The 21,116-nt window shown below is 50.9% G+C and carries 19 protein-coding genes and 1 pseudogene; 9 read left to right on the top strand and 11 right to left on the bottom strand.

Annotated elements, in window-relative coordinates:
* Positions 1 to 49: 49 nt before the first annotated feature.
* The 3 genes from AC1MDT_RS01425 to AC1MDT_RS01435 all read right to left on the bottom strand — a co-directional run bounded on the left by AC1MDT_RS01425 (position 50) and on the right by AC1MDT_RS01435 (position 3,315).
* Entirely contained in the window at positions 50 to 1,234 is a 1,185-nt protein-coding gene (locus AC1MDT_RS01425) for an acyltransferase family protein (protein WP_480420360.1), read from the bottom strand.
* 523 nt (positions 1,235 to 1,757) lie between these two features.
* Complete coding sequence (locus AC1MDT_RS01430) at positions 1,758 to 2,501, bottom strand: ABC transporter ATP-binding protein (RefSeq protein ID WP_095130189.1); 744 nt, start codon at positions 2,499 to 2,501, stop codon at positions 1,758 to 1,760.
* 13 nt (positions 2,502 to 2,514) lie between these two features.
* Entirely contained in the window at positions 2,515 to 3,315 is an 801-nt protein-coding gene (locus AC1MDT_RS01435) for an ABC transporter permease (protein WP_480420361.1), read from the bottom strand.
* A gap of 663 nt (positions 3,316 to 3,978) precedes the next feature.
* Here AC1MDT_RS01435 and AC1MDT_RS01440 point away from each other — a divergent pair.
* Complete coding sequence (locus AC1MDT_RS01440; RefSeq protein ID WP_480420362.1) at positions 3,979 to 5,973, top strand: polysaccharide biosynthesis protein; 1,995 nt, start codon at positions 3,979 to 3,981, stop codon at positions 5,971 to 5,973.
* 44 nt (positions 5,974 to 6,017) lie between these two features.
* Positions 6,018 to 6,191, top strand: a complete 174-nt coding sequence (locus AC1MDT_RS01445) for a hypothetical protein (protein WP_480422889.1) — start codon at positions 6,018 to 6,020, stop codon at positions 6,189 to 6,191.
* A gap of 83 nt (positions 6,192 to 6,274) precedes the next feature.
* Here the strand turns inward: AC1MDT_RS01445 and AC1MDT_RS01450 are convergent, their stop codons facing one another.
* The 8 genes and pseudogenes from AC1MDT_RS01450 to AC1MDT_RS01485 all read right to left on the bottom strand — a co-directional run.
* Positions 6,275 to 7,873, bottom strand: coding sequence for a glycosyltransferase family 4 protein (locus AC1MDT_RS01450; RefSeq protein ID WP_480420363.1), 1,599 nt, complete (start codon positions 7,871 to 7,873; stop codon positions 6,275 to 6,277).
* Positions 7,873 to 8,970 carry a DegT/DnrJ/EryC1/StrS family aminotransferase gene (locus AC1MDT_RS01455; protein WP_480420364.1) on the bottom strand — a complete coding sequence of 366 codons (1,098 nt, stop codon included), beginning with the start codon at positions 8,968 to 8,970 and terminating at the stop codon, positions 7,873 to 7,875. The genes AC1MDT_RS01450 and AC1MDT_RS01455 overlap by 1 nt, the downstream gene beginning before the upstream one ends.
* Positions 8,971 to 9,179: 209 nt before the next feature.
* The gene (locus tag AC1MDT_RS01460; RefSeq protein WP_480420365.1) at positions 9,180 to 9,590 is read right to left on the bottom strand and encodes a sugar 3,4-ketoisomerase; all 411 of its coding nucleotides are present in this window, start codon (positions 9,588 to 9,590) and stop codon (positions 9,180 to 9,182) included.
* Positions 9,577 to 10,551: a GNAT family N-acetyltransferase gene (locus tag AC1MDT_RS01465; RefSeq protein ID WP_480420366.1), complete on the bottom strand. Its 975-nt coding sequence runs from the start codon at positions 10,549 to 10,551 to the stop codon at positions 9,577 to 9,579. The genes AC1MDT_RS01460 and AC1MDT_RS01465 overlap by 14 nt, the downstream gene beginning before the upstream one ends.
* Positions 10,548 to 11,471: a glycoside hydrolase family protein gene (locus tag AC1MDT_RS01470; RefSeq protein WP_480420367.1), complete on the bottom strand. Its 924-nt coding sequence runs from the start codon at positions 11,469 to 11,471 to the stop codon at positions 10,548 to 10,550. The genes AC1MDT_RS01465 and AC1MDT_RS01470 overlap by 4 nt, the downstream gene beginning before the upstream one ends.
* Positions 11,468 to 12,145 carry an acetyltransferase gene (locus AC1MDT_RS01475; RefSeq protein ID WP_480420368.1) on the bottom strand — a complete coding sequence of 226 codons (678 nt, stop codon included), beginning with the start codon at positions 12,143 to 12,145 and terminating at the stop codon, positions 11,468 to 11,470. The genes AC1MDT_RS01470 and AC1MDT_RS01475 overlap by 4 nt, the downstream gene beginning before the upstream one ends.
* Before the next feature lie 9 nt (positions 12,146 to 12,154).
* Positions 12,155 to 12,904, bottom strand: coding sequence for a class I SAM-dependent methyltransferase (locus tag AC1MDT_RS01480; RefSeq protein WP_480420369.1), 750 nt, complete (start codon positions 12,902 to 12,904; stop codon positions 12,155 to 12,157).
* A gap of 328 nt (positions 12,905 to 13,232) precedes the next feature.
* A pseudogene (locus tag AC1MDT_RS01485) lies at positions 13,233 to 13,541 on the bottom strand (hypothetical protein); the annotation flags it as partial.
* Between the two features lie 156 nt (positions 13,542 to 13,697).
* On the opposite strand from AC1MDT_RS01485, the gene AC1MDT_RS01490 reads away from it, so the two are divergent.
* From AC1MDT_RS01490 to AC1MDT_RS01520, 7 genes are read left to right on the top strand one after another with little or no spacing between them, the layout of a single operon-like run.
* Complete coding sequence (locus AC1MDT_RS01490; protein ID WP_480420370.1) at positions 13,698 to 14,723, top strand: glycosyltransferase; 1,026 nt, start codon at positions 13,698 to 13,700, stop codon at positions 14,721 to 14,723.
* Positions 14,723 to 15,904, top strand: coding sequence for an NAD(P)/FAD-dependent oxidoreductase (locus AC1MDT_RS01495; RefSeq protein ID WP_480420371.1), 1,182 nt, complete (start codon positions 14,723 to 14,725; stop codon positions 15,902 to 15,904). The genes AC1MDT_RS01490 and AC1MDT_RS01495 overlap by 1 nt, the downstream gene beginning before the upstream one ends.
* On the top strand, positions 15,897 to 16,691 hold the full coding sequence (locus tag AC1MDT_RS01500) for an NAD-dependent epimerase/dehydratase family protein (RefSeq protein ID WP_480420372.1): 795 nt from the start codon (positions 15,897 to 15,899) through the stop codon (positions 16,689 to 16,691). Before AC1MDT_RS01495 ends, AC1MDT_RS01500 begins: the two co-directional genes overlap by 8 nt.
* Entirely contained in the window at positions 16,688 to 17,524 is an 837-nt protein-coding gene (locus AC1MDT_RS01505) for a sugar phosphate isomerase/epimerase family protein (RefSeq protein ID WP_480420373.1), read from the top strand. The genes AC1MDT_RS01500 and AC1MDT_RS01505 overlap by 4 nt, the downstream gene beginning before the upstream one ends.
* Positions 17,525 to 17,526: 2 nt before the next feature.
* A complete protein-coding gene (locus AC1MDT_RS01510; RefSeq protein ID WP_414928544.1) occupies positions 17,527 to 17,883 on the top strand; it encodes an SMR family transporter in 357 nt (118 codons plus the stop codon).
* An 8-nt stretch (positions 17,884 to 17,891) separates the two neighbouring features.
* Positions 17,892 to 18,722 carry a glycosyltransferase family 2 protein gene (locus AC1MDT_RS01515; protein WP_480420374.1) on the top strand — a complete coding sequence of 277 codons (831 nt, stop codon included), beginning with the start codon at positions 17,892 to 17,894 and terminating at the stop codon, positions 18,720 to 18,722.
* Positions 18,719 to 21,073 carry a hypothetical protein gene (locus AC1MDT_RS01520; protein WP_480420375.1) on the top strand — a complete coding sequence of 785 codons (2,355 nt, stop codon included), beginning with the start codon at positions 18,719 to 18,721 and terminating at the stop codon, positions 21,071 to 21,073. Before AC1MDT_RS01515 ends, AC1MDT_RS01520 begins: the two co-directional genes overlap by 4 nt.
* Positions 21,074 to 21,116: the final 43 nt, after the last annotated feature.

Below are 21,116 nucleotides of genomic sequence, written 5' to 3' on the forward strand. Positions count from 1 at the left end.
CCTGTACCTGATTTGTCGGGATCGGCAGGTGCGTCTTATAAGCTAGGCTTCAATAGACCAATTGTTTTTCTTTCAAGAGTTTTCGGGTGATTGAATTGACCTGCTTAACCCACCAGTCATCAAAGCGAGAGAGTGGCACTGCTAGTGCAATTGAAGTGGTGGCGGTTACGATAAATACGATAATTAAACTTGATGTGTTGCTGACTCCGTGATTTGCAAGTTTGAGATATACGTAGCTTGATAACGAGCAGATCACAAGAGTGTGGACAAGATACAGTGGAAAACTAATTTTTCCAATGCCTCTTAAAAGTTTTCCATTCAGGTTTTTAAACACCTTTTGATTGCTCATGGTTGCGAATATTATGCAGGCGGAGCCCAGTGTATGGAGTAGGGTTTGGGTATGCACTTTCATAATATCTGGGATGGCTGAAGCCCATGCGTATGATTTTTCTGGGGTTATATATCCGAGCATGTATAGCCCGAATACAATTAGCGCTATGGATACATGGAGAGGGATTTCATTTTTGTTTTTGGCCAGATAGGCAGAAAGAAATGTACCGGCAACAAAGGGGAATATGAGGGTGTTGTAGAATAGTGCTGATATTGAAATAACTATAAAGGCGTAAATAAGGTGGCGGTATCCGAGTACTACGGAAATAAAACATGCAAGCATAAAGACAATCATGCTGCCGAAAAATTCGGCTTTCATAGTCCAAAGGTTTGTATTGTAATTGTCTTCGCCTGTGAAAAAAGTTGTCATCCCCTGCGTTAGAGCGTCCCAAAAGCTTGGCTCAAACCCTGGCTTCAATCCTTGGGCGAATGTTGCTAGCCATGGGCTCAAGCTAAGTTGCGAGGCATCATGAAAGTAATAAAAATTAAGTTTGAATAAGCAATAACTTGCGACAGTGCTAATCGTTACGATAGCGGCCAATCTCGGAAATCTTTTAAGAAATGCCAGAAGGAGGTTTTGTGGGTTTTCATGATTAAAATAGGACCAGCACAAAACAAACCCGGAAAGTGTGAAGAAAAAACCGACAGCCGCTGTGCCGTTAAAAAGAGCAAAAAATGGCTGCCCTATTAAACTGTCTTTGTTTCGTGTTTCTGCTAATAATCCTGTTGTTGATGGGGAAAACCCTAAAAAAAAATGGTGAACAAGCACAATAAATGCAGCTATTCCCCTATAGGCTTCAAGAGGGAACAGTCTATTGCTTGCGTATTCCAATTTTGCTGACATGTCAGGCCTTGAATATTTATCGTTTGAGCTAAAAGTGCGGGATGATAGGCATATTTATTTGTTTTGGCTAGCCTTGGCCCTAGCTTGGGGGGGGGGCGGGGCTGCAGTTGGAGTCGACTCTCTCCACGTTGCGGAGTTTGTCACACGGTTGCCGAATTTGTTGGGGCGCACGTAAAGCGCAGGTGGGTGAATACCGTCACCATGATGACCAGTTCAACCGGGGCTGTGAGGCCGTCGATAGATTTTTGAAAGTTGACTGGTTTTGGATGCAGATAGACCTTTTCGACTTTTGCGTCGGGTCACATCATGCGAGGCCAGCTCCGGAAAGAAATCGGGAGCGCAGCATTCGGGTTCAGGTGGTGGAGTTGTGTCTGGGGAGCCTGGGGAGGTTAGGTCTATGCTGCAATGTCAACGCGGCTACTTTCATAAAGAACCTATGTTTATCTTGACTTGATAACGTAGATTTTTTTATGAGTTCACCGGTTTATTGGCTTAATGACGGTTACAGGCGCGGCGGAAAATATTAGTGTCCAAAATAAGCTCGGGTAACTGTTTCGGGATCCGAGTCCATTTTTATTTTGCCGTGCTCCAGCCAAATGACCCGATTGCATGTATGCAGCACCAGGTCACGGGAGTGGCTGGCTATCACCAAAATGCTGGTGGCTTGGACCAGTTCGTTCATCCGAGCTTCTGCTTTGTGCTTGAAGCCTTCGTCCCCTACCGACAGCCATTCGTCCATGATCAATATTTCAGGTCTGATGGTCGTCGATACCGCAAAGGCCAGGCGCAAGTGCATACCGGAAGAGTACGTGCGAACCGGCATGTCAATGAAGTCACCCAGTTCTGAAAACTCAATAATTTCGTCGAGTTTTTCTGCAATATCACTTTTTGTCATCCCGAGCAGGATGCCGCGCATGAAGATGTTTTCCCTGCCCGATGCCTCCGGGTCTATCCCTAATGAAATATCAATGAGGGAAGCGACTTCACCGCTGATACTGGCGGTGCCGGCGGAGGGGGCGTATACGCCGCTCAGCAGTCTGAGTAATGTGCTTTTGCCAGCGCCGTTATGACCGAGCAATCCAACCCGGTCTCCGTCATTGAGGGAGAAAGTAAGGTCTTCCAGTGCTCTGACGATCACTCGGCCTTGCTCGTTGGCACTGAGTTTGCCGCCTGTAGCGACTTGAATCAGTCGCTTTTTCAGAGAGCGAGCACTAGCGTTATAGATAGGGAAATCAACGCATGCGTTATGAAATTCAATAAAAGCCATAATAGTTTTCTTCTTAGAGCCAATAAGCAATGCGACGTTTATAGAGGCCATAGATGACGATCGCTATGCACCAGCCAAACAGAGCCATGCCCCCGGCCACGCACCAGCTAACAGTGCTCACATCCTGTCCGAGCAAGGGAGCCCTGACGATTTGTATGAGGTGATAGATGGGGTTCATATCCAGTAAATAGGTGCCGGCTCGGCCAGGTAGCAGGCTTGGAAGCCACATGATTGGCGTCAAGTAAAAGGCAATTTGCAAGACGCTCGCAATGATCTGCGGGAGGTCGCGATATCGAGCGCATAAAAGGCTCAATATCAAGCTGATCCATGCCAGATTGAGAACAAGCAGTGCAAAGCCCGGGATACTCAGCAGCGCGCCAAGACCCAATGGTTTCTGAACAGCCAGCAGCACAAGCGGGAAAATGACGATGTTGTGCGCGAGGATCAAAGTATTGCGCCATATTGTGCGTAAAATATGCACGAATAATGGGATGGGGAGTTGTTTGATAATGCTTTCTGCGGCGATGAGGCTGGTGCAGCCCTCTAACACGCAGGTAGAAATAAAACTCCAGAGAATCATACCTGCTGCGAGAAATGGCAGGAATTCTTTCATGGGGGAATTAAATATTTGGCCAAATACGAGGCCAATAGTACCAATCATAACGCCCATGCTGATGGTAAGCCAAAACGGTCCGACAGCAGAGCGCCTATACCGTTGACGTACATCCTGCCATCCGAGCATGCCTACCAGAGAATAGCGCTTTACAGCCGTCGCTATATCTGCCATGGCGGCGGTAATTGAGTTGTTTAGCATTCGAAACACCAGGTTGTCAAAACAGTCAATGATTGTAATCTTGTAGGAGGGGTGAGTGTCACTTTTTCCATCCCGTCTAGTTTCCAGTTTTTTACGATCGCGGGATGTACTCCACGTAGAATGCCTCTCTGTTGCAAGGAGGGGGCATAAAGTCTGCAGCTATTTCGTATGGCGCGCGCGCTATCATCACAAGCTTGAGCTATTCGTTAAAAAAAGCAGTGCTTGCGTCAAGCGGTTTAGGTGTGCTAGCGCTAAAAATAACGTCTCTGCCGGATAGTTTGCACTTTTTCTATCATCCCACGGTCAGAGGTGAACGCCCAAGAAATTTCCCTCGCCCCAGAAGCGCATTTGAGCTAATTCGCAGGTCTGATCGTAAACGCTCCCTATAACTCGCCTGATCGAAAGCGGGCAGAGCGATCAGCTAATGGTTGCCGACGAGTAGTTCTATGGCGGCAGCGTTTCGTGGTTTTCAACCGAATTTCGCGTCTGTGCGTTGTCTGTCCGGTAGGCCAGTCAGAGGGGCGAATTATAGCGGCGCTTTCAGTAAAATGCTCCTTCCTGGGCCCTGCCATGTGCAAGTATTGGGCGATCTTGTCCTCATTGAGGTTACAATGCCAATCGACGACCGCGTAAAAGGAGAGGGCTGCGTGCTCGAAAGCTTGAATGGATAAAGTACGGAGAGTTTTGCTGGGTTTGCCTCGTAGGCAAAAAAGACTGATACAAGTCGCCACCGATGTGGTTTTGGTGTGGGTCGCTTTGTGGCTGGCCTTTATTGTCCGCCTCGGTATCGACGACGTGTACAATCCGCTAAAGACCCATTTCTGGCTCTTCGTCAGTGCCTCGATTATTGCCATTCCCCTTTTCGTACGCTTTGGCATGTACCGCGCTGTCATGCGCTACTTCGGTAACGATGCGCTGATTGCCATCGTCAAGGCGGTCAGTCTTTCCTCGTTGATCCTCGCCGTGGTGGTCTATTGGTACAGCAATCACGAAGTCGTGGTGCCGCGCTCCATCATCTTCAATTATTGGTGGCTAAGCCTGGTAATCATTGGCGGCCTGCGTCTGTGCATGCGTCAGTACTTCATGGGCGATTGGTTCACCGCTGCGCAGCATGTACCGTTTGTCAATCGAGACGATGGCTTGACCAAGGTCGCCATTTACGGCGCCGGCGTGGCGGGCAACCAGTTGGTTGCTGCGTTGCGTATGGGCCGCGTGATGCGTCCTGTGGCGTTTATCGATGACGATTCCTCTATAGCGGATCGTTCGATTGCCGGGTTGCAGGTCTTTAAGCCCAAGCATATTCAGCAGATGATCGACGTGACGGGTGCGCAGGAAATTCTTCTGGCGTTGCCGTCTTCGACTCGTGCCCGGCGTAGGGAGATTCTCAATTTTCTGGAGGACTTCCCGCTCCATGTGCGCAGTGTCCCGAATTTCACTGATCTGGCCAGTGGTCGGGTCAAGGTGGACGACATTCAGGAAGTCGACATTGCTGACCTGTTGGGGCGGGATTCGGTGCCGGCTCAGCCTGATCTGTTGGCCAGATGCGTCAAGGGCAAGACGGTTTTGGTGACGGGGGCGGGCGGTTCGATCGGTTCCGAGCTCTGTCGTCAGATTTTCTCCCTGGGGCCAACCACGCTGTTGTTGTTCGATCATAGCGAATTCAATCTCTACAGCATTTTGTCCGAGCTCGAGCATCGTATTGCTCGTGAGTCGTTGCCTGTCCGGTTGTTGCCGATACTGGGTTCGATTCGTCATCCCCATAAACTTCTGGATGTGATGAAGACCTGGAATGTGGACACGGTTTATCACGCGGCGGCCTATAAGCACGTGCCGATGGTTGAGCACAACATTGCTGAAGGTGTGCTGAACAATGTGATCGGGACGCTCAATACCGCTCAGGCTGCATTGGAGGCAGGTGTTGCAAACTTTGTGCTGATCTCGACCGATAAGGCCGTACGCCCGACCAATGTCATGGGCAGCACCAAGCGGCTGGCCGAGTTGACCTTGCAAGCCCTCAGTCGTGAGTTGGCGCCGGTGTTATTCGGAGACAAGTCCAATGTGTCCCGAGTCAACAAGACCCGTTTCACCATGGTGCGGTTCGGTAATGTGTTGGGCTCATCGGGATCGGTTATTCCACTTTTCCACAGCCAGATCAAAACGGGCGGGCCTTTGACGGTTACCCATCCGAAGATTACCCGTTACTTCATGACCATTCCCGAGGCGGCACAGCTGGTAATACAGGCTGGCTCCATGGGGGAGGGCGGTGATGTGTTTGTGCTGGACATGGGCGAGCCGGTCAAGATAGTCGAGCTGGCGGAGAAGATGATTCACCTGTCTGGCCTGAGCATTCGCTCGGAGAAAAACCCGCACGGCGATATTGCCATTGAGTTCACTGGACTGCGTCCTGGGGAAAAGCTTTACGAAGAGTTGCTGATCGGCGACAACGTGTCTGCTACCCGGCATCCGATGATCATGAGCGCCAAGGAAGATCATTTGCCTTGGGAAGTGCTCAAAGGCAAGTTGATGGAGTTGCTGTCTGCCGTTGAGCTGGATGATTATTCGCGGGTTCGCCAACTTCTGCGTGACACTGTCAGTGGTTACGCCCCGGATGGTGAAATCGTCGACTTGATTTACCAGCAGCGTCGCCTCGAACCCTGACTGTTCACACGCTGTAACGGACACGTTTTTGACAGAATTGTCCCATGACTAAGGTTTGGGAGGCAGCTTCGGAAAAGCTGTTCTTCCTTATCAATGTCATGGAGCGTCACTTAGGCGTACGGGCTACTTCTACTCTCTGGTGTCTCGACTTTCCGATCGAGATTCTCGGCACGCTGCATCAACTGCGCCGCCAGAGCGCGCAGTTGTTCAGGGTTTAAGTGGTCGAGATTAGGAAGCGAAGTCATGCCGCCGATTTTGCAAATAGCATGTGTCGATTCTATCGAAGCAAAGCAACTGAACTTTACTTAGCAAGTATCACGGCAGCGATCTTTCTGATCTTTCCTTTCCACGATCCTGGAGCGCCCTCATTCTGTCGTTGAGTCATGACTGACACTTCCAACGCAAGCTTCTCCTGTGTCAGCTGCTCTATCACCGCTTGTAGCTCCGCGATCGTCGCACAGCGCTCTTTATACCCCGTATCAACTTTCATCCATTCTTCGAACATTCTATTTTTTTCAGATATCAAATGCCCGATTTCTTGCGCTCTCTGGCGTTTTATATCCAGATGATTCTGTAGCTGGTTTCTGTGATACGCATGCAATGGCGGAACAAGGGCAGCACTGTCCAGCCCGCTGGAAAAAGCTTTCAATAAAGCTTCTTGCGAGTAGTAACGCTCAAAATGCTGCAATGCGGATGCGGCGTGCCGCTTCAACAACGGCTGGTCCCACTGCTTGAAAATCCGACCGAGTTCTTCATATTGGCTCCAGGTATAGCTGTCAGGATAAGTAAGATCGGATCCGGAGTGATAACGGGAGCGATATGATTCGTGAGTAACGACAGGCACTCCGATCGACATCGCCTCGATTAACGATTTGCCGCCTCCAAGCGGGAAAGAAGAAACGTATACATCCACCGCGTTTTCGATCAGCGCCTGAGAAAGTGAAGCGACCCACGGTATGTGAATGAACCGGTCATGGCTTACGTTCTCAGCATCGAGTTCCTCGTGGATTTTCTGCAGAAATGCATCGGACAAATCCCCGATATGCACATGGTAGCCGCGCGAGGCTTTTAGGATGCAGGCCACTGCACGTTCATAGCGAACCGCGTATGATCCCGATTCGAACTTGGACATACGACCGCATGAGCAGGTCGTCAAGACCCCTCGGTCGAGGAATCGGGTTTTGATTTGGGATGTACGGACAGCGCTGATCGGCCAATAAAGCTGTTGCGTGACTCCAATCTCGTTTTTGCACAACTCATAAGACATGTTGTGCAAGTCGACATGCTGAAACGCTTCGCAAGTCACACCAAGAGACAGATGGTGATCGCCATGGTGAATGTAGTAGCGGTTCCTGATGCCTGGGGCGTGGGCTGCCACGATGCACACGATGTCCTGATTATGACCGAGGGTCAAAACGGTGGAAGGATTCCACTCGCCAAGCCGCGCGGTCAGGGCGTCGAGTTTGCCATCGAGCCCGGTTTCGGTCATAACGAAGACTTCGCAGCCGAGCAGAGACTCCCATTCGTTAATCGAGGCGTGATCGATACGATTGAACAGATCGGTCAAGGCGACGCGAACCGGGCTCTCGAACAGTCCGAGAGCCAGATAGTCCTTGATCAGTTCGACATGCCCTCCGGCCTTGACCAGTTCGGACGCCAGAATGACGGTGCCCTGGCCTTCCCTCTCGGGCACATGGCAACGATCGGCATAGTAGGCATCGGCTAGCATCCGGCACAGCGCATCGAGCTCGCGGCTCGCGAACACAACACCAATCGACGCGGGATCGTTGATGACTTGGTCGGCAAATGACTTGATGCACTCCATCGCATCGCCGTAGTGCGACTGGGAAATATATTCCACAACCGTTTCTTGCAGGCGGTCGAGATCGAAATCACTCATTACTGAAAACCCGCAATGGTTTCACAAACGTAAGCCGCTTGCTCGAGGGTCATGTGTGGCCCGATCGGCAGGCTGAGCTCAGTCTCGGCCAGTGCCTCCGCAATGGGGAAAGCGCCCTTTTCGAAACCAAGGAACTGGTAAGCCTGCTGCATATGAGGAGGAATCGGGTAATGAATCAGCGTTTCGATACCGGCCTCCTTCAGCCTCGCATGCAAAGCATCACGCTGCTGCGAAAAAACGGGGAACAGATGCCACGACGACGTGCAATCCGGTTGCGGAGGCGGCACCCTCACACCGGTATTTTGCAAGTGCTTCCGGTAATAGGCGGCAATCTCCCCGCGACGCGCGTTCCATTCGTCGAGGAACGGCAGCTTGACGGCCAGTGCCGCGGCGTGGATCGGATCGAGCCGGCTGTTTAGGCCACAAACCTCATTGACGTATTTAACCTTAGAACCATAGTTTGCAATCGTCCGAATTCGCTCTGCGAGTTCGGCGTCGTTGGTAGTGATACCGCCCCCGTCACCGAACGCGCCGAGATTTTTGCCGGGATAGAAGCTCCACGCCACGGCATCTCCGTGCCCGCCGATGCGCGTACCACGATAACGTGCGCCGTGCGCCTGTGCGCCATCCTCGAGGACCTGAACCCCCTTGTGACGGGCCAGTTCGAGGATCGGTCCCATTGGTGCAGGCTGCCCGTACAGATGAACGGGTAGAATGACCTTGGTCTTACTGGTCATGGCCTGCTCAATGCGTTGTGGATCGATATTGAGGGTGTCGACGTCGGGCTCGACAGGCACGGGTCGTGCTCCGCACTGTGTCACGGCGAGCCAGGTAGCAATATAGGTATTGGACGGCACGATGACTTCGTCCCCTTCGGACACCCCCATCGCCATCAACGTGATACGCAAGGCGTCGAGCCCGTTGCCGACCCCGATCGCAAAACGGGCGCCCGCATAGTCGGCAAACGATTTCTCGAATTGGGTAACTTCTTCCCCGAAGATATACCACCCAGAATCGAGAGCCCGCGCGACCGCATGGTCGAGTTCGGACTTGAGCTCGAGATAGGCGTTGCGGACATCAAGAAATGGCACTTTCACAATCATGCTCCTAACTTCGAATGGAATTGCATTGGCCGCACATTCGTAGCACCTGACGATAATTGGCGATGCGCGAACATATACTGGACGCCTGCCCGCCTAACGACGCATTCGTCGTATCGGCGGGGTGTCCCTGCGCACGCAATCGAGACCATTCTGGCGCGGCGATTGAAGGTATGGCTATCGAGGCGGCCAGGTCTCGCAGAAACTCAACGAGACCGGACGGCGGCGATAAACTCGTCGTAGTCCCGATAATAATCGGACTCGTCGAATTCCATGGATACAAGGACCAGGCAGACAGATCCGGGATCGAAATTGAGCTCGGCCGCCCAGATCATCGGGGGGATATGCAAACCTTGCCACGGACGATTGAGGTGGATCGTCGACTTCTCCACCCCGTCGTCAAGCGTGACATCGAAACTGCCGGACAGGCAGATCAACAGCTGGTGCAGTTCCTTGTGTGCATGCGCGCCACGGCCTTCCCCGGTCGGGATATCGTACAGGTAAAATACACGCCTGATATCGAAGGGAACGTGTCGTCCACTTTCCAGGAAAGTCAGGTTTCCCCGCGGATCGGTGATCTTGGGTAAATTGATAATCTTGCAATCAGACACAGGCATGCTGAACACCTAATAGATCAATATCGTAATATTCGTGCACAGCGCCTCCGCCTCCGTATTCATGCTTGTACTGGTAGAGGCCTTCATTGAGAACTGTGCCCTCACACTCGTTGCTCGTACCGAAGTCGAAATACCGGACCCCGGCTGAAAGGGCCTCGGCCGTGGCGCGATCGAACACTGCATCCAGCGCGGAAACCGAATAGGCTACCTCACTCGCCGCAATGTATTGCGCATGCCATGCCGTGTGCGCTTTGAACACCACGACCCCCGCCTCGACTTGCCCATCGATCTTGGAGCAGAACAACTCGATCCCCCCAGGGACAAGAGTGATCAACTGCTCCATCTCTTCCACGCTGTGTACGGGAGCCGCGCCGTGCTTGCGCTCCAGATTATCGGTCAGCACCTGCCACAATGCCCGCACCTGCTCGGTCCCCGTCACCACTGACACCGATTTGAGCGCCTTTTTCAGCCCGCGTCGGCGGCGTTCTGAAGGTTTTGCGCGATCGGCCAGATCAATTGTGCACGACAAGTCGCAGCGCGATCGGCGTGCGCCGAGCCGGAACAAGGCATATAGATCGTCCTGCGACGGTCGAGATTGGTAGATATGGGGGACTGCCTTATATCGAAGACGGTCGTATCCGCTCTTTCGGTAGTGCTCGCACAACCGCTCCAGCGCTTCGATCATCCTGGTTCCGCATAGGTAGCCACCGTGGACAATGCCGCCATAGGTGATACCTGGATGGCTGACGACCATGGAGCTATCTGCAGGGGACTCCGCGGCAGGGAAAACGCCGACAATGCTGTCGGCGTGCATGAGCACGACCGATGTATCCAGAAACCGGTCGCCATGGTAATCGAGAAAACGGCGCGAGTGCAGGAACGTGGCGTTTGCCGCATTCGCGCAGAATGCATTCCACGCTTCACTCAGTGCTGGTTGATAGCGCACGATCTCGATGGTCACGGAATCAGCTCCGCGACGCAGAAGCCCTGCTCGCCAAAATTATTGCCGTTATAGAAACAGTACGTTTTGGCCCCAACCGATATCACGGCGGAATACATGATCGCCTCCGCATCCACGCCCGTCGGCGATACATCGAGTCCCATTTCTTCATCTCGACGTACCCATTCAACCCCATCGCTGGACTCGGCATAGCCGAGACGATAGGCGGCAAAAGAACAGCGTCTAATCGAATAGAACATCTGATAATCACCGCGGTCGCGTTTGACGATCCACGGGCGGCCAAAACCGTGCTCGTCGTCACCGGTGAGCGCCATGGACAAGATACCGCGATCCGACCATGTCACTCCGTCGGCCGACTCCTGGTACCTCAAGTCGTACACAGGCATCGATTTTCCCCGCAGTTCGGTCCAGTCGCTGCCCGCGATGTACCACATCTTAAACACATCACCTTCCTTGACGACAAAACTCCCACAGCGAAACGCCCGTTCGCTATCGCTTCGATCCAGGATCGGGGCCTTGCTATAGCGCTGGAACGTCTCGCCGCCATCGTAACTGATAGCGAGTCCCGTAAAGATCCGGTACCGCACATTCACGCAGAGCTCGAATCCCGCATAGTACATATACACAGTTTGCGCATCGACAGGGACAAGGCTCAGGGCCATCAAACCATTGTCATCAAACGTCCCCGGTTCGCCGATATCGAGCAATGGCGTTGTCGCGACCTTCAACACCCGGGTCGGATCCGAGCTTGAGACATCGATATAACCCGGGCGACCGCGTCCCTTATCATCCAGGCATGTCAGATAGACACGGATGACATCATCGTTGAGTCGGAAAGGTATCGGGCCCATCGCATGTGTTCTGGCCCAATCGAGAGATCCATCAGGCGTCCAGACAACGCCCAGTTTATTCCACTTCATGTTCTGGCCTTGAAAAAACGCCGTGCGGATACTTTGGCTGGCTCCGGATGCTCGCTTTTGAAAATACAATCAGGATCCGTGTTCTTGAGGATATTGACCCCAACACCCAGCCAATTATCGGCGCCGATGACGACGTTATTGGCAATCGCCGAATTAACGCCAATGAAAGTATTTTTCCCGACCGTGCAAAATCCGGAAATAACAGCGTGAGAGGAGATAAAGCAATTGTCCTCGATCACCGAATGATGGCCAACGTGGTTTCCGCTCCAAAGCACGACGTTATTGCCAATTTTGACGAATGGCTGGATCGTATTATCTTCAAAGATAAAGCAGTGTTCGCCCAGAACTGCATTAGGCCATACAAATGCCCGGCTACTGATATAACTCGCTGGCCGATACCCCTTCGTCTTCGCCTCCTCGTAAAACCGCGTTCTCAGCCGATTAAGCTGGGAGTAAACAAGCGCCGCGTAGAACTCGACCTGGTCGGGATCGAAGAAGCGCTCAATCTCCTCAAGCGGTACGACAGGCAGACCAAACAACTCATTACGTTCAAGAAATGCAGAGTTGACAGAGAAGCCGACGACTTCGTATTCAGAGTCGCGAGTAAAGCATTCATAAGCGACCTCGGCGAAGGCACTGTCGCCCAGAATGACAACCTTTTTCGTCTTTATCATTTCCTGCTCTCAAGGTCTGATGATGAGGATATCTTCGCGCCGATTCGCCATCGGAAGTGCCTGGTCCTGCGGTAACAGATAGGCATCGAATCCCTGGAGCCGTGCCCGCTGGATGATCGACATCACGACGGCATCGTCAATCTGATCGTGCTCGATCTGGTTGAATTCGACGACAGGCGCCTCATCGGTCTTCATATAGTCTTTATGAAAACTCACACCGGTTTCGCTGGAAAAAAAGCGTTTGCGCTTGGAGATATTCGGTATGTCGCCTATCAACATCTGTCCGCCAGATGCCAACAAGGAAAGCGAAACATCGAGAAATCGAAAGAAACCTACATCGACCAAAACATAGTGCAGCACGCTATAGCATAGGATCGCGTCGACCTTTCCTGCCTTTCCCGCAACCCAATCCGGGCATTGCGGGTACATCGCTGGCACCTTTTCGATGAAGGGGGCGCTCTCAAGCTGATCCAGCATTTCCTGGCTGTCGATCAGCGTCAAGGCATGGCCATTCGAGGCGCACAGGTTGATCAACATCTTGGGCAGATCGCTACAGCCCGGACCGATATCGACAACTTGCTGGCCAGCTTTCTTCAGGTTGGTCAGTTTTGCGCAAATATCTTCGAAGATAATTGCTTCATAACCCTGACGATATGAGTCGGGAAACCCGATGCGCTCATATTTAGACAGCGACTCATCCTGTGCAAAGCGTCGGAAATCATCGAAGCCAACATGCTCAATTCGGTTAGGTGGCGCCATGTTCAATCCTCTAGAGCAACATATTCCCTTTACGCCGCAACGCTCGGGCCCATCTCTTTAATGTCGAAAGCGACAACCTGTGTCGGATCTCAGAAAAGCTGATCCCTGTCTCCCGCCAATTCAGGGGCGAGTCCATCACTTCCGGGATCGCGGAAGCCCATCATCCCAGAAAAAATGAAACAATCCGAGGCGGCTCACAGAAAAAATGTCATCCGCCCCACCTGGGTGGAAACCGCCTGAGTGTTTATCAGATACCAGACGAGTCGATTCAGAAAGTGTTCGGCCTCGACGCGAGAGACAAAAATGCCTCGGTCGATTTCGCTTTCGATCATGCGCACCCAAGCTTGGGCATCAGCTTTTGTTTCGAAGGAACTTCGGTCATCCATTGATCGGTGACTTCGAAAAGGAAATTCGGGTTTTCTGCCGGCGGCACGTCGGTAAAGCGAATGCGCCAATAGACTTTGACCAGGGCGAAAGTGGCATCGGTCCAGGCGAACAAGCCCGCCGCCCAAGCCGAGCTAGGGGCAACGACCGTCTTATTCGTGCCGGTGTCCCAGTACTGAACGCCGGGGTCGACCATGAACAGGTTGCGACTGCCGAAGTTATCGGCGTAGAGCATGGCGGCCCCATCCGTGGTGGTAAAAGTGGTTCAGGTCGCCGACGCCGACAATGCCAGCCCCAATCTGGGCGAAGGCTGGCGACTGCTAGCGGTGGCGCTTTTTTCGCTCAGAAGGGCTCGGATTTTTGTTTTAATAGGACAATGCTTTAGGCAATCCATTTTAAGAGTCCAAAAATGCCCTTCTTTCCCTGTTTTTTGTCTGCCGTGTTTGTGGTGCGAAACCAGTCAGCAAGTATTGAAAATATCCTGTCTGAGGCGGTGGCTATCATTGCGGACATCGTCAGTGATTATGAATTGATCGTGGTGGATAACGCCTCGGATGATGACAGCATTTTAGTGTTGAAGCGGCTGACCGCTGAAAATGGATTGGCCAATTTACAAGTGTATGCTCTGACCAAAGAGGTGGATGCGGATACCGCCTCGTGGGTTGGGCTGGAGAATGCGCTTGGTGATTTCGTTGTCGTTGTCGATCCGTTGGTCGATGACATTAGCTTTGTCCCTAAGATGCTCGATCAAGCGGTCAGCGGTGCTGATGTGGTGTTTGCTAATAATGCGCAAAAGCCCGCTCAGAGCCTTGCTTATCGTGGGGCTAACGCCGTGTTTCATAGCCTCTACAATCGCCTCAATGGTGTCGATCTGGCCAAGGAAGCGCCGCAATACCGCGTTCTAAGCAAGCGGGTGATCAATTTCATCCTGCAGCATCCACAGCCGGCGATGACCTATAGGCACCTTCCTGCAACGGGTGGATTCGCGCGTGCTTACCTGGACTACAGCTCCGCGCCGCAGGCATCTCGGCCCAAGCGATTGGGCGAGAGCATCGACCGTGGCATGCGCTTGCTGGTCTCGACCACGCGTGCGCCGATGCGTTTGGTGACCTCGCTCTCCCTGTTTGGTGCCGTTGCCAACCTGGTGTACTGCGTTTATGTACTCGCGGTTGGCATTTTAAAAACCGATGTTGCGCCGGGCTGGATCAGCTTTTCGCTGCAACAGTCGGGCATGTTCTTTCTGATCTCGCTCGTTCTGCTGGTCTTAGGCGAATACATTCTGAACATGGCCAGCCTGTCGAATGAGGGCCCGCTTTATCATGTAGGCCAAGAGTTCACCAGTGCCCGCATGACCCGGCTTGAAAAACTGAACATCGAAGAAGTGGTGTCAGATTCAGCCGAGGCGAGAACCCCGACCATTGAACGTGTTTCCTGATGTCGCGCCTCGATCCAAGCCAACCCCGTCAGGATGCCGTGATAATTGGGGGTGGGTTCTACGGTGCGGCTATCGCTGTGTATCTGGCCAAGCAACGTGGCCTTAAGCGCATCCTGCTGATTGAACGTGAGCCGGCGCTGCTGATGCGTGCCTCTTACAACAATCAGGCGCGTGTGCATAACGGCTATCACTACCCACGCAGTTTCACGACCGCTTATCGAAGTCGGGTAAACCTACCAAAATTTGTACGGGACTGGCCACTCGCTGTGAAGCAAGACTTCACCAAGCTCTACGCTATTGCCCGGCGAAACTCGAAAGTCACGGCCAAACAGTTCGAACGCTTTTGTCGGGAAATCGGGGCGGATATCCAGCCAGCAGATCCCGTGTTGCGGGCCTTGTTTGAACCCCGTCTGATCGAAGATGTGTACCTGGTCGAAGAATATGCGTTCGACACCACACAGCTCGCGATCTGGGCAGAGCGCGAGCTGAAAGAAAGCGGGGTGAAAATCCACTACCAAACAAGGGTGACCGCGATCTTGAAAGGGGCACAAGCGCCGTTGCAGGTTGTGGCCGAGATGAAGCAGGGGAGCCAGGAGGTAATCACCTGTCGCTATGTATTCAACTGCACCTATAGCGGCCTTAATCAGTTTAAGGGCGATTTTCCCGGTGTTAGTACCGATCTTAAGCAAGAACTTACGGAAATGGCCCTGATGCAGATGCCCGCATCACTCAATGGTTTGGGTATTACGGTGATGGATGGCCCGTTCTTCTCTATGATGCCCTTTCCGGCGCGTGGACTGCATACCTTGTCCCATGTTCGCTATACGCCGCACATGCACTGGAATGACCAGCTAGGGGTTGACCCTTACGAAAAATTGCGTCTTTACGAACGCGATACCCGCGTGGATCGGATGGTTAGAGACGTTGGTCGGTATATTCCTGAAATATTGAAAGCTAAGCACATCGACTCGCTATTCGAGATTAAAACCGTTTTGGTGAAGAGCGAGGGCAATGACGGAAGGCCAATCCTTTTTGAAAAGCACGCAGAGTTACCAGGCTGTTATTCGGTACTGGGCGGTAAAATTGACAATATTTATGACGTTCTTGAAACGCTTGAAGCTGAAAACATTATCGGCATCGATGATCAAAAAAAATCTACATTTGGAGAGGTGAATGTTTAATTCGCTTATTGGTTATTCGGGTTACGTGGGCGGCACCCTTCTTAAGCAGGAAAATTTCACATCGCTTTATCGCTCAACCAATATTGGCGATATCGATAATCAATCATTTGATACGGTAGTGTGTGCCGGTGCTCCGGCGCAGAAGTGGATCGCCAACCGGGAGCCAGAAGCGGATCGACAAAAAATTGAGGAGCTGATCGAACACCTCAAAACCATCCAGTGCAAAATTTTTATTTTGATCAGTACGGTGGATGTCTTTAAGAGTCCCATAGGCGTTGACGAGGACAGCCCTGTCGATGAGTCGGGCCTGCATGCCTATGGTCTGCATCGTCGATTGCTGGAAACATTCGTCGAAGAGCATTTCCCGAACCACCTGATTGTTCGTCTGCCAGGGCTGGTTGGCCCAGGTCTGCGCAAGAACGTCATCTTCGATTTTCTGAATGACAACAACCTTCAGTCAATTGATAGCCGGGGGGTGTTCCAGTTCTACCCGATGGTTAACCTTTGGTATGACATTCAAACGGCACTCAATGCCGGTTTGAAATTGGTTCACCTCACGGCAGAGCCCGTTAGTGTGGAGGACATTTCCCAACTGGGTTTCGGTAAATCCTTCACCCATACCTTGGCCAACCCCGCTGCGACCTACGACCTGCAGACGAAGCACGCCCAAGTATTTGGTGCGTCGGGCGGCTATCAATACAGCGCCCGCGAAACGATCCTGGCGGTTAGAGCCTACGCGCAGTCCGAGCCGCTCACGATTAAAGCCGATACGGGGACGAGCGTATGAGGTTGGCGATTTCCAATATTGCGTGGGATATCAACGAAGATGAAGCAGTCGCTACGCTGCTTCAGCGGTTTGCGGTTGATGCTATAGATATCGCACCTGGCAAGTATTTTCCAGAACCCGCCAAAGCTACGAATGAGGATATTGCTCAAGTCAAAGACTGGTGGGCTGAGCGCGGGATTGAGATCACCGGCATGCAGGCGCTGTTGTTCGGCACCACGGGGCTGAATGTCTTTGGCTCCGCTGAAAGCCAGGCGGCCCTGCTAACGCATTTGGCGGCGATATGCCGTATCGGCGCTGGCCTGGGGGCGACTCGGGTGGTTTTTGGCTCACCGAAGAATCGTGATCGCAGTGGGTTGAACGATCAAGAGGCTTTGGACATGGCGATTCCTTTTTTCCGGCAGTTAGGGGATATCGCTCAGGCTTCCGGGGTGACTATCTGTCTTGAGCCCAACCCCACCTGTTACGGCGCAAATTTTATGACCACCAGTGCGGAGACCGCTCAGGTGGTGAAGTGCATTGCGCATCCAGCGATCCAGATGCAGCTAGACACCGGTGCGCTCACTATTAACAGCGAAAATTCGCTGGTGGTCTTGCACGACTGTGCCGCGCTGATTGGGCATGTACATGCCAGCGAGCCCGACCTGTTGCCTTTGGGCGATGGTGGTACTGAGCATGGACAAATGGCTGCCGCTCTGTCGCAGTACCTGCCCACTCATGTGGTCACCATCGAGATGGTGGCAACCAAGGATGAGTCGCATGTGGTGTCGATTGAACGAGCCCTTCAGGTGGCGACGCAACATTACCGCGGGACTGGTGTTGAGGTGAGTGTATGAGCATGAAGTGGCTAATCCTCATTCTCGGCATTCTCTCCAATGCTTCCGCCAGTGTGCTGGTGAAGATGGCTATGATGCCCCCGCGCAAGTTTCCCTCCCTCAACGACCCCATGACGGCGTTGAGTAATTGGCCATTTTGGCTAGGGCTTGGGCTTTACGGTGCGGCCTTTCTGCTCTATGCCGCTGCCTTGGCGCGTCTGCCGCTGAATGTGGCACACCCGGTTCTGACCGCCGGAGCTGTGGCGACTGTCGCCTTGTTTTCGGTCGTATTTTTTCGTGAATCCTTCCACTGGACTACAGGGGCAGGGATCGTACTGGTAATCGCCGGCGTAGGGCTGATTACAGCTCGCGTAGCTTGATGGTAAACATGATGACCTCTCTCGATATTGCTCCTGCAGCCCGCGACGCGTGGCAAGTACCCGCCTTTGACACGCGACTCTGGCTTGGCCGCCAACACCCTTGTTGCGTGGTGATACCCGTCATCAATGAGGGGGAACGAATTAAGAGCCTGCTCGCCAAAATGGCGGCGCTCAAAATCGAAAATATTGCAGATATCATCATCGTAGATGGTGGTACCACGGATGGTTCACTGGAGTTGCAAGCGCTGAAACAAATGGGGGTGCGCGGGCTGCTGGTTAAAACGGCGTCTGGCAAATTAAGTGCCCAGCTCCGTTGCGCCTATGCCTTTGCGCTCGACCATGGCTATGAGGGCATCATTACTATTGACGGTAATGACAAGGATGAACCTGATGCCATTGCGCGCTTTATTGAAGCGTTGGAACAGGGCGTGGATTTTGTGCAGGCCTCGCGCTTCGTGGCGGGAGGTGTGGCCGAGAACACGCCAAAATCGCGAAATTTTGCGATTCGTTTTATCCATGCGCCGATGCTGAGACTTTCCTCTGGGTTTAAGTGGACTGATACCACTCAAGGCTTTCGTGCTTATAGTCGGAAAATGCTTCTTGACCCAAAAGTGGCCCCGTTCCGTGATGTATTCATGACTTACGAACTGCTGGCTTACCTTTCGTATCGGGCACCGAAGCTGGGATATAGCTGTGTCGAGCTTCCTACAGTTAGACGTTACCCAAAAGGTGAAGTGCCGACCAAGATCAGTAGTGTTAAAGGTAATATTTCAGTGTTGAGTATTCTGCTAAAAAGTTGTTTTGGGCACTACAATGTTAAGAGAGAAAGCGATAAGTGAACAGTTTCTTTAGCGCTTTCAATATACATAAAATAAACGGTAATTTAGAGTCTTTGTTAGGGAAATACAAGGCAGAGGGGTTGGCCTTTCTAGCCGTTTTTGTTCTTGTTTTCTCCTCGTTGAAAATGTATTCGGTGGCATTCTCAAATGGGAACGTTGAACAATGGGCAAATTTAACTAATCAGATGTTCTATGGGGGGCAGGACTTTCTGTTTAGTTATGGGCCGCTTTATTGGTTGACTGGAAACAGTTCGTCGCAGTACAACGAGCCTACATACTGGGGGTCTATAATATTCCTGAGTGTTTTAAATGCATGTTTTTGGTCAGTTATTTTCACACTGGTCAGTAAGGCGCGCACATATATATTTTTTGCAGTGGCGTTTTTTCTATTTTTTAGCAGTTTGATTTTTCCGGCGGCACTATTTATTTTGCCATTTGCTGTCGTTGCCTATTTTGAATTCTCAAAGGATAAGCCATTAGTTGTCAAGTCGCGATTTATGGTAGTTATTGGTGTTGTGGTTGGTTTTTTGTTTTATGTAAGATTTTTCTACGGTCTCGTTGGGTTGGCGACATTTGGGTCTTACTTCTTTATTCGTTTTTTTTCTGAAAAGAAAGTTTCGAGATTGGTTTTGTTTGTTGTGGGCGTAGTTGTAAGTTATGTTTTTTTTGGGCTGATCATTTTTCATGATAAGGTCAGTTTGGTTAATTATTTGGTTATTAATAAGAATCTGAGTTTTGGTAACTCGGTAGATATGACGCAGGATGTTGTAAATTCGGGAAGTACTTTTATCGCCGCGCTGCTGGTGATTATTTTTTTAAATGTGTATCTTTTGTTTAGGCGTAGATCGCTTCTGCTAACGGTAAACGTTTTATTGCTGCTTCTTTTTAAACTTGGGTTTAGTCGCACGGATCACTACGTCGGGTATTTCGTCATCCCAACAGCCGCATTAGCACTTGTAATGATTTTTGATAAAAGCAGGTTGGGGCGACTGCTGTTCGTGCTAGCTATGGCTGGTTTGTATTATCTTTCAACTAATCCAAGCTACCCAGGCGCTCCAACTAGAAGCGCACTGCTTCCGGCAATAGATTTTAGTGAAGGATACGAAGATCGGATGCAGAGCTTGTATGTTGACTATAAGCTTGAAGATGATCTGCTAAGAAGGATTGGTAAGTCGACAATCGACGTATATCCATATAATAATGAGTATGCTTTTGCAAATAAATTGAATTACAAATATCGTCCATCATTTCAGAATTATATGACGCTTACGCCTGCACTGGATTTGATGAATAAAAAATTCTTTGAGTCTTCGGAACGTCCAAAATTTGTTCTTTTTACGTCTGGCATAAATTGCGGGTCTGAAAAATGCAATGTATTTGATGATTTTGATCAAAAACTTTCACTGAACGAGGATCCACTGACAGTAAGCTCTATTCTTCTGAATTATCATACTGTTAGCGTGTCGAAAGGTAAAAATGGTATACCGTTGATTCTTTTAGAAGAAAATGATGGGTATACCGTTTATTCTGAATCGCCAATATCTGAAAAAACAATGAATTTTGGTGAGTGGTACAAGGTGCCTAGAGCTGCGGATGGGGTAACCAAAATAATTCCAGACTTTAAACTTACCAATTACGGGCACATAAAAAATTTACTATTCCGTGGAAGTGTTCTAAAGGTCAGGTATAAGTTTTTTTCAGGGGATGTTCGTGAATACAGACTAAATATCATAAACTCAAAGAGTGGGGTTTGGGTATCCCCGCTGCTGGATAACTTTGAGCTTTCTGGCGATGCTGTTGATTCAGTCATGTTTGTATCACAATCATCTAATTATTTTAATCCGAAATTCAAATCTAGATGGGTGAAGGTTCACATTCCAGGGGTGCATACTAAACCCATTCCAAGGACATATACTAAAGATGTCATACTTAATGATATATTAACATCAATCCCTGACGTTAATAAAAATGTAGAAATTGCTTGCGATGGCTCAATTGATTCGATTAACGGAGCTCCCCCAGCCCCATCTGAACTTAATTTTAACGCAATGGAGCTTTTGAAGGTACATGGATGGCTCGCACTCTCAACCAAAGATGGCACATTGTTTGATAAAACATTTGTGACACTTACTGACGTCAACGGTAAAAGAACTTTTATATCGACGAATGGCCAAGTCCGGGATGACGTAGGGGCAGCCTTCAAAAAAACCAGCCTTAACGCGGCAGGTTACAATACGCTAATTGACCTTTCGACGCTAAACGGAACCTACACTCTAGGAATTGGGGGGATACACAATCACGAGTTTTATAGCTGTAGCCAATATACAATCCCTGTGACTATAGATAAATAAAATAATGCTTAGGTGGGCCTGGATCATTCAGGCCTTTCTTAAC

The organism is Pseudomonas sp. ASL7, assembly GCF_056680375.1.